The sequence below is a fragment of the Massilia sp. PAMC28688 genome, assembly GCF_019443445.1.
Lineage (GTDB): Bacteria > Pseudomonadota > Gammaproteobacteria > Burkholderiales > Burkholderiaceae_D > Telluria_A.
The window spans coordinates 5021590-5034722 of sequence record NZ_CP080378.1 but is presented as its reverse complement, the minus strand read 5'-3'; the positions used below and the strand labels follow the sequence as shown (position 1 = coordinate 5034722).

The 13133-nt window shown below is 64.5% G+C and carries 14 protein-coding genes; 7 read left to right on the top strand and 7 right to left on the bottom strand.

The window, feature by feature from the left end; translation table 11 throughout:
• The first annotated feature begins 65 nt into the window (after positions 1-65).
• The 3 genes from arsC to KY495_RS22405 are packed head-to-tail and all read left to right on the top strand — an operon-like array spanning position 66 to position 1730.
• Positions 66-488 carry an arsenate reductase (glutaredoxin) gene (gene arsC, locus KY495_RS22415; RefSeq protein ID WP_219881483.1) on the top strand — a complete coding sequence of 141 codons (423 nt, stop codon included), beginning with the start codon at positions 66-68 and terminating at the stop codon, positions 486-488.
• Positions 488-1165: an arsenical resistance protein ArsH gene (gene arsH, locus KY495_RS22410; protein ID WP_219881482.1), complete on the top strand. Its 678-nt coding sequence runs from the start codon at positions 488-490 to the stop codon at positions 1163-1165. The genes arsC and arsH overlap by 1 nt, the downstream gene beginning before the upstream one ends.
• A gap of 55 nt (positions 1166-1220) precedes the next feature.
• Positions 1221-1730 carry an SRPBCC domain-containing protein gene (locus KY495_RS22405; RefSeq protein ID WP_219881481.1) on the top strand — a complete coding sequence of 170 codons (510 nt, stop codon included), beginning with the start codon at positions 1221-1223 and terminating at the stop codon, positions 1728-1730.
• Positions 1731-1926: 196 nt separating this feature from the next.
• On the opposite strand, the gene KY495_RS22400 is transcribed toward KY495_RS22405, so the two are convergent.
• Both KY495_RS22400 and KY495_RS22395 read right to left on the bottom strand, forming a co-directional pair.
• A complete protein-coding gene (locus tag KY495_RS22400) occupies positions 1927-2979 on the bottom strand; it encodes an alkene reductase (protein ID WP_219881480.1) in 1053 nt (350 codons plus the stop codon).
• A 74-nt stretch (positions 2980-3053) separates the two neighbouring features.
• Positions 3054-3419: a DUF1304 domain-containing protein gene (locus KY495_RS22395; protein ID WP_219881479.1), complete on the bottom strand. Its 366-nt coding sequence runs from the start codon at positions 3417-3419 to the stop codon at positions 3054-3056.
• Positions 3420-3491: 72 nt separating this feature from the next.
• Between KY495_RS22395 and sugE the strand changes: the two genes are divergently transcribed.
• On the top strand, positions 3492-3812 hold the full coding sequence (gene sugE, locus KY495_RS22390) for a quaternary ammonium compound efflux SMR transporter SugE (RefSeq protein ID WP_219881478.1): 321 nt from the start codon (positions 3492-3494) through the stop codon (positions 3810-3812).
• 74 nt (positions 3813-3886) lie between these two features.
• Positions 3887-4816, top strand: coding sequence for a 4-hydroxyproline epimerase (locus KY495_RS22385; protein WP_219881477.1), 930 nt, complete (start codon positions 3887-3889; stop codon positions 4814-4816).
• On the opposite strand, the gene KY495_RS22380 is transcribed toward KY495_RS22385, so the two are convergent.
• Positions 4817-5797 (bottom strand): succinylglutamate desuccinylase/aspartoacylase family protein, encoded by a 981-nt coding sequence (locus KY495_RS22380; RefSeq protein ID WP_219881476.1) that lies wholly within the window; start codon positions 5795-5797, stop codon positions 4817-4819.
• A gap of 85 nt (positions 5798-5882) precedes the next feature.
• Here KY495_RS22380 and KY495_RS22375 point away from each other — a divergent pair, with 85 nt between their 5' ends.
• The gene (locus KY495_RS22375) at positions 5883-7004 is read left to right on the top strand and encodes an acyltransferase (RefSeq protein WP_219881475.1); all 1122 of its coding nucleotides are present in this window, start codon (positions 5883-5885) and stop codon (positions 7002-7004) included.
• On the opposite strand, the gene KY495_RS22370 is transcribed toward KY495_RS22375, so the two are convergent.
• The 3 genes from KY495_RS22370 to KY495_RS22360 are packed head-to-tail and all read right to left on the bottom strand — an operon-like array spanning position 6991 to position 8949.
• Complete coding sequence (locus tag KY495_RS22370) at positions 6991-7437, bottom strand: hypothetical protein (protein ID WP_219881474.1); 447 nt, start codon at positions 7435-7437, stop codon at positions 6991-6993. The genes KY495_RS22375 and KY495_RS22370 overlap by 14 nt on opposite strands.
• A gap of 31 nt (positions 7438-7468) precedes the next feature.
• Positions 7469-8332 carry a pirin family protein gene (locus KY495_RS22365; protein ID WP_374041017.1) on the bottom strand — a complete coding sequence of 288 codons (864 nt, stop codon included), beginning with the start codon at positions 8330-8332 and terminating at the stop codon, positions 7469-7471.
• A gap of 20 nt (positions 8333-8352) precedes the next feature.
• Entirely contained in the window at positions 8353-8949 is a 597-nt protein-coding gene (locus tag KY495_RS22360) for an FMN-dependent NADH-azoreductase (RefSeq protein WP_219881472.1), read from the bottom strand.
• 110 nt (positions 8950-9059) lie between these two features.
• Between KY495_RS22360 and KY495_RS22355 the strand changes: the two genes are divergently transcribed.
• Positions 9060-9980, top strand: coding sequence for a LysR family transcriptional regulator (locus KY495_RS22355; protein WP_219881471.1), 921 nt, complete (start codon positions 9060-9062; stop codon positions 9978-9980).
• On the opposite strand, the gene KY495_RS22350 is transcribed toward KY495_RS22355, so the two are convergent.
• A complete protein-coding gene (locus KY495_RS22350; RefSeq protein ID WP_219881470.1) occupies positions 9977-13021 on the bottom strand; it encodes a ligand-binding sensor domain-containing diguanylate cyclase in 3045 nt (1014 codons plus the stop codon). The two genes, KY495_RS22355 and KY495_RS22350, sit on opposite strands and share 4 nt — an antisense overlap.
• Between the last annotated feature and the right edge of the window lie 112 nt (positions 13022-13133).

Below are 13133 nucleotides of genomic sequence, written 5' to 3'. Positions count from 1 at the left end.
CATGCGGGAACCGGTCGCCCTGGGTGGTGCCGGGGCGGCGCTGGTCAACCATGAAGGAAAGCGTTATGTCTATCACCATTTATCACAATCCGGCTTGCGGCACCTCGCGCAATACGCTGGGGCTTATCCGCAACACGGGCGAGGAACCCGTGGTCGTGGAATACCTGTCCCATCCACCGTCGCGCGAGGTGCTGGCGTCGCTGATTGCCGCCGCCGGCCTGAGCGTGCGCGAAGCGGCGCGCAGCAAGGAAGCGCTGTTTTCGGAGCTGGGCCTGGATAAGGCGGGCGTGAGCGATGACGCACTGCTCGACGCCATGGTGGCCAATCCCATCCTCATCAATCGCCCGTTCGTGGTCACGCCACTGGGCGTGCGGCTGTGCCGCCCGTCGGAACTGGTGCTTGACCTGCTGCCGGGGGCGCACCAAGGTGCGTTCACCAAAGAAGATGGCGAAGCCGTGATCGACGCCGGCGGCAAGCGGGTAGGCTGATGGACAACACGACGCCGAACCTGTCGGACGCCCATTTCCAGATCCCGGAGCTGGCCCGCCTGGAGCCGGCCGTCCGCTTTGACCATCCACCGCGCATCCTTATCCTGTATGGTTCGCTGCGCGAGCGCTCGTTCAGCCGCTTCCTGGCCGAAGAGGCAGGCCGCATCCTGACTCGCATGGGTGCTGAAGTGCGCACCTTTGACCCGCGCGAACTGCCCGTCACCGATACCGTGCCGGCCACGCATCCCAAGGTAGCCGAGCTGCGCGCGCTGTCGCAATGGTCGGAAGGGCAGGTCTGGTCCTGCCCCGAGCGTCATGGTGCCATCACATCGGTGATGAAGAACCAGATTGACTGGATTCCGCTGGAAGTGGGGGCCATGCGGCCCACCCAGGGGCGCACGCTGGCCGTGATGCAGGTGTCGGGCGGATCGCAATCATTCAATACCGTCAATACCCTGCGCCTGCTGGGCCGCTGGATGCGCATGGTGACCATTCCCAACCAGTCATCGGTACCGAAGGCGTACGAAGAGTTTGACGAAGCGGGGCGCATGAAACCGTCGGCATATTACGACCGGGTCGTCGACGTGATGGAAGAGCTGATGAAATTCACGCTGCTGGTGCGCGAGCGCGGCGACTATCTGGTTGACCGCTACAGCGAGCGGCGCGCAAAGTCTTGACAGCGGGCGTGGGTTGCGCCAGTGTTGGGGATCAGACCAAACGGAGAGAGCGAGCATGAACAAGGCTGACAGCGCAGTCGAGTTTTCCATCACCCGCACCTTTGACGCCCCGCGCGCGCGGGTCTACGCGACCATGACGCAGACCGAACACCTGCAGCAATGGTGGGGCCCGCAGGGCTGCACCATCAGCGTGATCAGGCACGAGCCGCGCGCGGGAGGCGTTTTTCACTACCGGATGGGTTTTGGGCCGGGGCTGGACATGTACGGCAAATTCACCTACCAGGAGCTGGTACCGGTCGAGCGCATCGTCTTTCACAACGGCTTTGCCGACGATGCAGGCAACTACATTCGCTACCCGATGGTGCCGGACTGGCCGCTGGAAGTGCTCAACACCGTCACGCTGGAAGAGCAGGGCGGCCAGACCGTCATGCGCCTGACATCGGTGCCGTTCAATGCCAGCCAGGCAGAGATCGACACCTTCAAGGCCGGCCATGCATCGATGGCGCAAGGCTTTGGCGGCATGTACGACGTCTACGCGCAGTATCTGGCCCGCACCGCAAGCTAGCTCGCCCTCGCAAGAAACAATTTCCCCACGCCAGGGTCAGACCACTTAAACGGGGCAAAATCAATTTCCCTACGCCAGGGTCAGACCACTTAAACGAGGCAAAATCAATTTCCCCACGCCAGGGTCAGACCACTTGGACGGGGCAAAATCAATTTCTGACGATCAAACATTGCCAGAAATCGGATGTGGTCCAGGGCTACAGCGCGGGATAGTCCGTGTACCCGTCGGCATCCGGGCCATAGAAGCGCTCGGGCCGCGCTTCGTTCAGGGGCGCGTTGATGGCAAGCCGGCGCGGCAGATCGGGATTGGCGATGAACCATTTGCCGAAGGCGACCGCATCCGCTTCGCCCGCCTGCAGCAACTGCTCCGCGCTTTCCTTGGTGAGCTTCTCATTGGCGATGTATACGCCGCCGAACTCCTGCTTCAGATATGGCCCCAGGCGGTCGTCGCCCATGCCCTCGCGTGCGCAGATAAAGGCGATACCGCGCTTGCCCAGTTCGCGCGCAACGTAGCCGAACGTCGCCCTGGGATCGGAGTCGCCCATGTCGTGAGCATCGCGACGCGGCGCCAGGTGCATGCCCACGCGGCCCGCACCCCACACGCCGATGCAGGCGTCGGTCACTTCCAGCATCAGGCGCGCGCGGTTTTCGACCGGGCCGCCATAGGCGTCACTGCGCTTGTTGCTGCCATCTTGCAGGAACTGGTCGAGTAGGTAGCCATTGGCGCCATGGATCTCCACGCCGTCGAAGCCCGCTTCCCTGGCGTTCTCCGCGCCCTTGCGATACGCCTCGACCACGCCGGCGATTTCATCGAGTTCCAGCGCGCGTGGCACGGGATAATCACGCATGGGACGCAACAGGCTGACGTGACCTTTGGCCGCAATGGCGCTCGGTGCCACCGGCAGGGCGCCATCGAGAAAATCAGGGTCGGAAATGCGGCCCACGTGCCACAGCTGCAGCAAGATGGTGCCGCCGGCCGCATGCACGGCGTCGGTCACGCGCCTCCAGCCCCGCACCTGTTCGCCGGACCAGATTCCCGGCGTGTCGGCGTAGCCCACCCCCATTGGCGTGACAGCGGTCGCTTCGCTCAGGATCATGCCGGCCGAGGCGCGCTGCACGTAGTACTGGGCCATCAGTTCATTGGGCACCCGGCCGCCGCCAACGGCGCGCGCGCGCGTGAGCGGCGCCATGATGATGCGGTTGGGAAGAGTGAGGTCGCCGACGCGAATCGGATCGAAAAGTGAAGTCATGCATGCTCCTGAAGTATCGTGGATTCATTCTACGATACGTTCAGAAGCGCTGCTCGCGCCGGCACCGTTTGTGTTTACATGGCCGCGATGTTGTAGAGCATAAGGGCCAGCAGGGCCGGGACAGTCTGGAAGAACAGGATGATGCTCTTGACCGTCATGGCACCCCACACGCCGGCCACCGCCACGCATCCCAGTCCGTACAGGATGAAGTTGTGCGCCACATTGGCGTCCGGGTGCAGCAGTCCGATGATCAGCGCCACCGCCAGGAAGCCGTTGTAGCAGCCCTGGTTGGACATGGCCGGTGCCAGGATGTCCGCATTGGCCGCGGTAATGCCAAATACACGGCGCCCCCGCGTTTTGAACAATACTGTTTCCAGCAAAAGGAAGTACACATGCATCAAGGCGATCAGACCGATCAGCACTTTTGCCGTCATGGCCATGCTAACTCCTGTAATGGATAGAAAACGAGAGTGTACAGGTGCTATACTTTTTGACCAAATAAAGGAGCCGACATGGCCTGGATGTATCTGTTCGCCGCAGGGCTGCTGGAAGTTGCATGGGCCGTTGGCCTGAAATACACGCACGGTTTCACCAGGCTGTGGCCTTCCGTATTCACGATCGTCTCGATGGCCGCCAGCGTTGGTTTGCTGGGAATCGCGCTGCGCCAACTCCCCCTGGGCACCGCCTACGCGGTATGGACCGGCATCGGCACCGTCGGCACGGCCATCGCTGGCATGCTGCTGCTTGGCGAGCCTGCCGGCGCACTGCGGCTGCTGTGCATCGCGCTGATCGTGGCCGGTATCTTCGGTCTCAAGCTGCTCACGCCTGGCTGACCCTGTGCCGATTTGTACGGGCCGGCCCGATCGCACTCCAAGACAGGCGTGGCGCAAGCGGGTAAGCTGACGTCATGAACATCTCAATCATCGATTCCCATACCGGCGGCGAGCCCACAAGGCTGATCGTGGACGGCGGCCCTGACCTGGGGAGAGGGCCACTGGACGAGCGCCTGGCCCGTTTTCGCAGCCGTTTTGACCATATCCGCTCGGCCGTCGTGTGCGAGCCGCGCGGCTCCGACGTGCTGGTGGGCGCCTTGCTGTGCGAGCCGCATGCCCCCGATTGCGCCGCCGGCGTCATCTTCTTCAATAATGTCGGCTACCTCGGCATGTGCGGTCACGGCATGATGGGCGTGGTGGTCTCGCTGGCCGCGATGGGCCGCATGGCGCCGGGCAGGCATCGAATTGATACACCTGTGGGTGTGGTCGAGGTCCAGCTGTATCATGATGGCAGCGTGGCCGTCGATAACGTGCCGGCCTACCGCAGCGCGCGCGAAGTGACGGTGCAGGTGGACGGCATCGGTCCCGTCACCGGCGACGTTGCCTGGGGCGGTAACTGGTTTTTCCTGGTCGGCGAGCATGGACAGACGCTGGACGTAAAGAACGTGGAAGCACTCACGCGCTACACGTCGGCGGTGCGCGCGGCGCTGGAGGCGCATGGCATCAGTGGTGACGGCGGGGCAGTGATCGACCACATCGAACTGTTTGCTCCTTCGCCGAACGGGCATGATGCGCGCAATTTCGTGCTTTGTCCCGGCAAGGCCTACGACCGCTCGCCGTGTGGCACAGGCACCAGTGCCAAGCTGGCGTGCCTGGCGGCAGACGGCAAGCTGCAGGAAGACACGCCGTGGCAGCAGGAGAGCATCATTGGCAGCGTGTTCGAAGGGCGCTACCGGCGCGAAGGCGACAAGATCCGCCCGACCATCCGGGGCCGGGCCTGGGTCAGCGCCCGCACGCTGCTGATCCTGCGCGACGATGACCCTTTTCGCTACGGGATTGGGTAACTACTCGGTGTGGCGCTCGAAATCCTGGCCCGCGCGCGTCATGTAGTACCACTCATTGTTGGGGGCCGCGTTCACGTCCGGGAACAGGATTTTGCCATCGAATTCCGCCGTGACGGGCGTGCCATCGGCGCGGTGGCCGATGATGTCGCCCGTGGCCACGTCTTCAAAGCTTGACCATGTCCGGCTGAACTGGTCGCCGGCGGCGAGCTTGTCATGCACGGCCACCATGCTCAGGTACTCCATGTCCTCGAGGGCGATCGGTTCGGGCTGCGGTGCGTCAATCACCTTCAGGAAGGCAAGCGTATTCATGATCGCGCGGTACGCCACATCGGGTGCGGCCGGATCGGCATGCTGGCCGCATTCCAGCGTGAGCGCATAGCCACCCTGGCTGCGCATATATTCGGTGGTGCCCACGCCATAGCGCAGCACCATTTCCAGCTGCGCCGCTTCACTGCCCTTCATGCGGCGCTGCACGCCCTGGCCGTAGGTAGCAAGCCAGCCGTCCACGAAGCGCCGCACGCCCAGCCGCCGCGCCAGTGCGCGCTCCTGCTGCGCGTGGCGAAAAGGCTGGAGCGTGCCTTCATTATTGCGCGGTCCGACCATGCAGAATGGCTGGCTTTGCGCGTTAAACGAGTGCAGGTCCAGCAGCACATCGTGCGCTGCCAGCAGGGGGCACAGCCAGTTCGCGATCTGGTCCTCGAAATCCTGGGGATCATCCCTCGGGAACAGGTTGCGATTGAGGTTGCGTTCACCGGAGCGCTGCTTGAGCTGGTAGGCGAGGGGATTGGTAACCGGGACAAACGTCACGCTGCCCGACCTGATGACGATTTCGCCGCAGTCGATCTGCGCCATGACGCGTTCAATGCCCTTGGTGCCGCAAGTCTCGTTGCCGTGGACGGCGCCGGTGATGATCAGGCGTGGACCAGGCCGCAGGCCGGTGTAGTTGATCGACTTGAATTGCAGCGGGCGCTCTTGGGTCATGAAAATCCTCGGGGATGGGTGGCAGCCGCTATTTTATCGGGAAACACTGGCGCCGGCTGAAGTGCCATGGCATCATCGCCGCTTCATGAAAACTCTCCTGCCAAGCCCGCGCAATCACGGCCTCGATACGCTGCGCGCGCTCGCCATTATTTTCGTGGTCCTGCACCACTACGTGCTGTTTGTCAGCCACGAATCGACCTTCGGCTGGGTGGGTGACATCGGCTGGGTGGGCGTGGACCTGTTCTTTGCCCTCTCGGGCTACCTGATTGGCAACCAGATTTTCAGCGCCTTGCGCAGCCGCGAGCAGTTTTCGCTGCCCCGTTTCTATGCCCGCCGCCTGCTGCGCACGCTGCCGAATTTTTACGTCGTGCTGGCGCTGTACTACCTGTGGCCCTGGTTTCGCGGCGACGCCACGCTGCTGCCACTGTGGCGCTTCCTGACCTTTACCCAGAATATCAACCTGGAACCGGGCACCGCGTTTTCGCATGCCTGGTCGCTGTGCATCGAAGAACAGTTCTATCTGTTGCTGCCTGCTTTGGCACTCGGGCTGGCAGCCATGCGCCGCTCGCTGCGCTGGGGCTGGACCTTGATTGCGCTGGCCTTCATCGCCGGGATGGTGATCCGCTACGCCTTGTGGACGGAACTGGTCGAGGCCAGTACGCGCCCGCAGTTCAACTACTTCAAGTACATCTACTATTCCACCTTCTGCCGCTTTGATGAACTGGTGGCCGGCGTGGCATTGGCGCTGCTGCGCAATTTCCACCCGCGTCAGTGGCGCAGTCTCACGTCCAATGGCAATGCGCTGCTGGCGGGAGGGGTGGCGGTATGTGCAATCGCCTTCTGGCTGTTTCTCGATGACCGGCGCGCGCTGCCCGTGACGGTGGTGGGATTTCCGATGCTGGCACTGGGCTTTTCGCTGCTGATCCTCGCAGCGCTCAGCCGCCGCAGCCTGCTGCGCAGCGTCAAAGTGCCTGGCGCGGCCAGCGTTGCCCTGTGGTCCTACGCGATTTACCTGGGCCACAAGCAGCTGTGCATTCTGCTGGCCGAACCGCTCTCCGGCCTGGGTTACCCACCCGATTCGGCCACGGCGGCCTGCATCGCCATGGCGGCCAGTGTGTTTGCAGGCTGGCTGCTGTACACCTGCGTGGAGCGTCCCTTCATGCAGCTGCGCCAGCGCTACGTGCCAGGCAATTTCAAGCCTCGATGACGTTAAAGGCAGCCGGCATGGCGCCCAGGAAGTTGAGCACTTGCTGCGCATCGCCATCGGATTGCACGATGGCCGCGCGCAGGCCCGGCACCGCATCGAGCGTGTACGGGCTGCGATAGGCGTTGATCAGCATGGCCAGCAGCTCGGCCGGAACGCCACCTGAGCGCCGCATGCGCGCCTCGATCAGGGACAGCAGGGCGCGCTGCATGGCCGGCGTCGGGTTGCCGATGTAGACGAAAATGGAAGGTGTATTGGAAATGCGTTCGCAGATCGAGTGCTCGATCTGTTCCGGCGTAAGGTCGGACGCAATGTCGAAATAGGCCCCATTCCAGTGGGTGCGGGCGTAGGGGTGGCCAGGGGGGAAGGAGTCCACGGTGTCGAAACCGCAGACCCGGTTCAGCCAGCGCCAGGCGTCTGTAAGAATTGGGAACATGCCCGGCAGTGTAGCGCAATTTCCCGCCGCCTCAGAAGCGGCCGGCCTGGTAATCGCGCACCGCCTCGACCAGCTGCTGCTGCGTGTTCATCACAAACGGCCCATGCTGGGCGATAGGCTCGTTCAGGGGCCGCCCGGCGATCAGGATCAGGCGGCTGGGCTGGGCCGCCACCATGCGCACGCCATCGGCCTGGTCGTCATTGGCCAGGATCGCCATGCGTCCCTGCGGTACGCTCTGCTCGTCCACCACGACCTGCCCCCGATAGACATACATGAAGGCGTTGTGGGCGGCGGGGAGGAGCTGGGCAAAGCTGGCGTTGGCCGCAAGCTCAATGTCCAGGTACAGCGGGCAGGTGGTCTCGCGCCGGACCGCACCGGCCACTCCATGGCTCTCCCCGGCAATCACCTTCACGGTTGCCCCGTCAGCCGTCGCAAAACGGGCGATGGCGGCGTCCGGAATGTCGGCATACCAGGGCTCGGTCATCTTGTCCCGGGCCGGCAGGTTGAGCCAGAGCTGAAAGCCTTCCATCACGCCGTCGGTCTGCTCCGGCATTTCGGAATGGGCCACGCCGCGCCCGGCTGTCATCCACTGCACGCCGCCGTCGGTGATCAAGCCTTCGTGGCCGGCGCTGTCGCGATGGCGCATGCTCCCGGCCAGCATGTAGGAGATGGTTTCAAAGCCGCGGTGCGGATGCTCGGGAAAGCCGGCGATGTAGTCGCCCGGCTTGTCGCTGCCAAAGGCATCGAGCATGAGAAAAGGATCAAGGCGGCGCTGCAGCTGGCCGGTCAGCACCCGCTTGATCTTGACGCCGGCGCCGTCCGTGACGAACTGTCCGTTGACCAGGCGTTCGACGCCGCGGCCACGTGCCACCTGGTCTGACTCTACTTGCTTGATCATGGCTTGCTCCTCTTGTCTTATGCTACCACCGCATTGACGTCGGCATCCGCCTGCGCCTGCGCCCTGGCCACCGCTTCCGGACCCATGCCCAGCCCCTCGGCATACACAAACGTGACGTCGGTGAGGCCAATAAAGCCGAGGAAGGTTTTCATATGCTGGACCTGGGTGTCGTTGCCGCCCTGATGAAAGCCGCCACGGGCGACCGCCACATACACCTTCTTGCCGGTGACCAGGCCGACCGGTCCGGTGGCGGTGTACTGGAACGTCACACCGGCGCGCGCGATGGCATCGAACCAGCTCTTGAGCTGCACGGTGATCCCAAAGTTGTACATCGGCGCGCCGATGACGATCACGTCGGCCGCCTGCACCTGCGCGATCAGCGCATCGTCCAGAGCCACGCGCGCAGCCTGCTCGGCGCTGCGCTGGGCCGCCGGGGTGAACAGGGCGCCAAGGGTCGCTTCGTCAATGGGTGGATGCGGGTCACGCGCCAGATCGCGCCGCACCAGCTGTCCGCCGCCGTGGGCTGCCTGCAGTCTGGCGACGATGGCATCGGCCAGGCGGGTTGATTCGGAACCGTTGCTGCGGGCGCTGGAATTAATCTGCAGGATATTCATGATGTGGTCCTCGTTGTCGGGTTGGGCTGCGATGAGGTACACTTTACGCGTTCCAAAAACGATGCGGAAGTCGCTAAAATGGATAACATTGTTCTGCTGGTGGGATAATCATGGATGTCGAACCGAACGATTTGCTGCTCTTTGCGCGCATTGTGGAAAGCGGCAGCTTCAGCGCCGCCGCGCTGCGCGTTGACCTGCCCAAGTCCACCGTCTCGCGCCGCATCGCGCAGCTGGAAGCGAAACTGGGCGAGCGCCTGCTCCAGCGCACCACGCGCAAATTGATGCTTACCGAGTTCGGGGCCAGCCTGCTCGAACACGCGCGCAAGGTGGCAGAAGAGGTGGAGGCGGCCGGCGCGCTGGTGCAGCACCGGCAGGTGGCGCCCAGCGGGCGGCTGCGCATTTCCATGCCCGGCGACTTTGCCAACCTTGGCCTCACCACCATGATCGCCGCTTTCATCGACCGCTACCCGGCCATTGTTCTGGAGCTGGACTTGTCGCCGCGGCGGGTCGACCTGGTAAGCGAAAATTTTGACATCGCCATCCGCATGGGCGACCTGCCGCAGGATTCAACCCTGCATGCGCGCCGGGTCGCGCTCGAGCGCATCAACCTGTATGCGGCGCCATCGTACATTGCGCGGCGCGGCATGCCGGCCCACCCCGACGACCTGCTCGAACACGACTGCCTGTGCCTGGCCAGCCGCAGCGGCGGCTCGCAGCCATGGATCCTCACGCGCGGCAAGACAGTGTGGCAGCGTGAACTGCCGGCGCGGCTGGCGGCCAATTCGCCCGATCTGCTGGCCCGGATCGCGTGCGCCGGCACCGGCATCGCGGCCAGTTCCGACCTGTTCGCGGCCGAGCACCTGGCAAGGGGCGACCTGGTCCAGGTGCTGCCCGAATGGTCGCTGCCCCAGGTGACGGGATGGGCGGTATTCCCGGGGCGGCGCCTGATGCCTGCCAAGACCCGCGCCTTCCTGGACATGATGGAAGAGATGTGCTGCGAGGAGGCGCGCAGGCGCGCCCGCACCGTTTAAGACACGGTCCAGCGCAGCGAGCGATCGCTGCCCAGCGAATGCAGGGCCGGTACCTTGCCTTCGCTGACCAGCGCGCCCAGCTCGCGCCCGATGCGCGGGCCGGGGTCGGGGGCGTCCGGCGGCAGTACCACACCGACCCACGCGTCGCGCCCGGAATGCTTGGCCACGTACAGACACTGGTCGGCCATCTTGACCGCGTCTTCCCAGGCGTAGGCGGCGGGGTCCGATTCCAGCACTGGATAGGCGGAAAAACCGATCGAACAGGTCTTTTGCAGCACGATTCCGTTGCCGATATCGATGCGCAGCTCGCGCACCGCTTCGCGCAGGTTCCGCGCCAGTAGCTCGGCATAGTCGCGGTCCGAATTACGGGCCACGATCAGGAATTCCTCGCCGCCCCAGCGCACCACGAAGTCGGCATCGCGGCAGGCGCGCCGCAATGCGCTGCTGGCCTGCTGCAGCACCAGGTCACCGGCCGCGTGGCCGTAGGTATCGTTGACCGCCTTGAAGTGGTCAAGGTCCACCATGAAAATGAGCAGCGTCTTGTTCACGGCTGCGCGGCTGTGATCGTGCTCGCGATACTGGCGGTTCACCCGCGCCAGTTCATCGGGCATGGTCAGGCCCAGGAAACGGCGGTTCTTCAGGCCCGTGAGCGGATCGACCATGCTGGCCACGTGCAGCGCCTCGTTGGCCTGTTCCAGCGCATCGGTGCGGGCCCGCACCAGGTTTTCCAGTTCCACGTTGCGGCGCCGCAGGTAGCCGGTGCGCCAGCGCAGGATCAGCAGCAGCATTGCCACCGCCACCACGGCCGCTCCCGCCATTGCCCACCACGTACGCCACCACGGCGTCATGATCACCACCTCGCGCATGCTCACCGGCCCGTAATCCTGGCCGCCGATGGAAGCGCGCACCTCGAACCGGTAGGGGCCGGGCGGCAGGCCCGTATAGCGCGCCTCGCGGATGTCGGTGTCGCGCCACGCATCCTCAAAACCGACCAGGCGCACCTGCGGATGCACCCGCGATTCATTGGTAAAGCTCAGCGCCGCAAAGCGGAAGGTCAGTGCGCGGTTGGCCCAGCCCACCTGTGGCACCGGATCGGTAAGGGTCTTGCCGGCGCCATCTTCCACCCGCAGCACCTCGGTCGTTGGCAGGGGAGGTGCACCGACAGCGGCGGCTGCGTGATAGTGCGCCAGGCCACTGGCCATGCCGAACCAGACGTCGCCATTGGGGTCGGGCCAGAAGGCGTTCGCTGCCGCGTCCTCGCTGGGCAGGCCTTCGCCGCGCCCGAACTGCTGCATGCGGCCGTCCTTCAGGCGCTTGACGCCCTGTGCGGTGCCCAGCCACAAGGCACCATCGGCTGCGTAGCCGAGCGAGTAGATATTGTCGGCCACCAGTTCTGCCGGCTGGTCGACCTGGGTCGCCTTGAGCACACCATGTTCATTGGTGGTGAAGCGCGTCAGCCCATGGACATTCCAGTAGCTCACCAGCAGGTCGCCCGACTGGTCCACAGCCAGCGCCTCCACGTGGGTATCGCGCAGACCGTCGGCCATGCCGAAGCGGCGCCAGGTTTTACCATTATAAAAAGCCAGGCCGCCCATGCCGGCCACCCACAAGCGCCCGCGCGCGTCGTGCAGGACCTGGTTGATCTGCTCTTTTTCCTCGCCGTTGGGGAGCGTGATCTTCTCGCCCTTGAAAGCGGCGCCGTCGCGCACCAGCTTGTGCAGGCCGTGCGCCTGCATCCCCAGGTAGAGCGCGCCATCGGGACCGAAGTCCATGGTATTGATGGTGCTGGGGCCATCGAGGTGGTCGAGCGGGATGGAACGGAAGGCGTCGCCGCTGCGCATCAGCACCGCGTTGCGGGCAGCGCGCGGGTTGTTCCCGCCTGCCCACATGACGCCATCCCTGTCTTGCGCGAAGGTATAGATGGTGCGCTGTTCGGTGCCTGGTACCACCGTCCAGCCCGCGCCGGTGCCGCGCGCCAGGCCCCGGTTGGTGCCCACCCACATGGTGCCATCGGCACTGCGTGCCACACTCCATACGGTATCGGAGGGCAGCTTTTGCGCGCGCGTGTGTGCGCTCCAGGCCAGGCGTCCCTGCAGGCGATGCACGCCTTCCGACGAAATCCACAAGTTCCCTTCGCGGTCGAACAGCATGGCATTGGCCGACTGGGTGGGCAGGCCGTCGTCGTCGGCCAGCGTCCACACGCCTGCTTCGTCAAAACGCGCCAGTCCCATGTTGGTCGGGGTCCATACCTTTCCCTGCGGGTCCAGCACCAGCTGACCCTTGAGGACGGAGGAGCCGGGCAGCTGGGCACTCAGATCTTCCTCCGCTCCCTCGAACGACGCCAGGCGGCGCAAAAAGCGCAGGCCGCGAATCCAGATGCGGCCCTGCTTGTCCTTCATGACCGTGTGGACCAGCTCATTCTTCAGTCCCGGGCGCAGTGTGCGCTCTGTCCATGGGCCGCTGCCGCTGCGCTTGTAGAGCACACCATGGCCCATGACCAGTGTCTCCTTGCCATCGAGCGAGATCCAGACCGCCGCCATGTCCAGCTTCGGCAGGCCCGCCACCGGCGCCAGCTTGTCCGGCTGGCCCTCGTAGACACCATGCGCCGTCGCCACCACCAGGTGGCCGCGGGCCGTGGCCGACATGGAGCCGATCCGCAGCGAAGGCAGGATGATCGCCTTGACCGTGGGATCGGGCGCGGTGCCGGCCCATGCCATGGCACCCTTGGCGGCCAGGACCCACAGGCGTCCGCCCGGTTCCGAATAAAGGCCCACAATGCTGTCGCCCAGCAGGCCGCGGTCGGTGCCGAATCGCTCGAAGCGGCTGCCGTCGTAGCGGAACAAGCCGTCTTCGGTGGAGGCGAAAATGAAGCCGTCGTTATCCTGGGCCAGCCCGGTGACGGCCTGATTGATCAGGCCCTGGTCGGGCCCATAGCTGCGGAAGGTGTAGGCGCCGGGCGGGTCGACCGCATGCACGGCGGAAGCGCCGCACAGCAGGGCGGCGCAAAGCAGCAGGGAGCGGCAGAACGAAATGACATGCAAGATGGGCCGGCCTTTGTGATGATGGACAGACAATGGTGATATTGGAGTGAGGCAATATTATAAGTATCAATGGCGCACGGCCGCGCGTCAAACGAAAACGCCCGCCGCATGT

Coding starts and splice junctions, on each gene's coding strand:
- arsC (WP_219881483.1), top strand. CDS start 66: ATGTCTATCACCATTTATCACAATCCGGCTTGCGGCACCTCGCGCAAT.
- arsH (WP_219881482.1), top strand. CDS start 488: ATGGACAACACGACGCCGAACCTGTCGGACGCCCATTTCCAGATCCCG.
- KY495_RS22405 (WP_219881481.1), top strand. CDS start 1,221: ATGAACAAGGCTGACAGCGCAGTCGAGTTTTCCATCACCCGCACCTTT.
- KY495_RS22400 (WP_219881480.1), bottom strand. CDS start 2,979: ATGACTTCACTTTTCGATCCGATTCGCGTCGGCGACCTCACTCTTCCC.
- KY495_RS22395 (WP_219881479.1), bottom strand. CDS start 3,419: ATGGCCATGACGGCAAAAGTGCTGATCGGTCTGATCGCCTTGATGCAT.
- sugE (WP_219881478.1), top strand. CDS start 3,492: ATGGCCTGGATGTATCTGTTCGCCGCAGGGCTGCTGGAAGTTGCATGG.
- KY495_RS22385 (WP_219881477.1), top strand. CDS start 3,887: ATGAACATCTCAATCATCGATTCCCATACCGGCGGCGAGCCCACAAGG.
- KY495_RS22380 (WP_219881476.1), bottom strand. CDS start 5,797: ATGACCCAAGAGCGCCCGCTGCAATTCAAGTCGATCAACTACACCGGC.
- KY495_RS22375 (WP_219881475.1), top strand. CDS start 5,883: ATGAAAACTCTCCTGCCAAGCCCGCGCAATCACGGCCTCGATACGCTG.
- KY495_RS22370 (WP_219881474.1), bottom strand. CDS start 7,437: ATGTTCCCAATTCTTACAGACGCCTGGCGCTGGCTGAACCGGGTCTGC.
- KY495_RS22360 (WP_219881472.1), bottom strand. CDS start 8,949: ATGAATATCCTGCAGATTAATTCCAGCGCCCGCAGCAACGGTTCCGAA.
- KY495_RS22355 (WP_219881471.1), top strand. CDS start 9,060: ATGGATGTCGAACCGAACGATTTGCTGCTCTTTGCGCGCATTGTGGAA.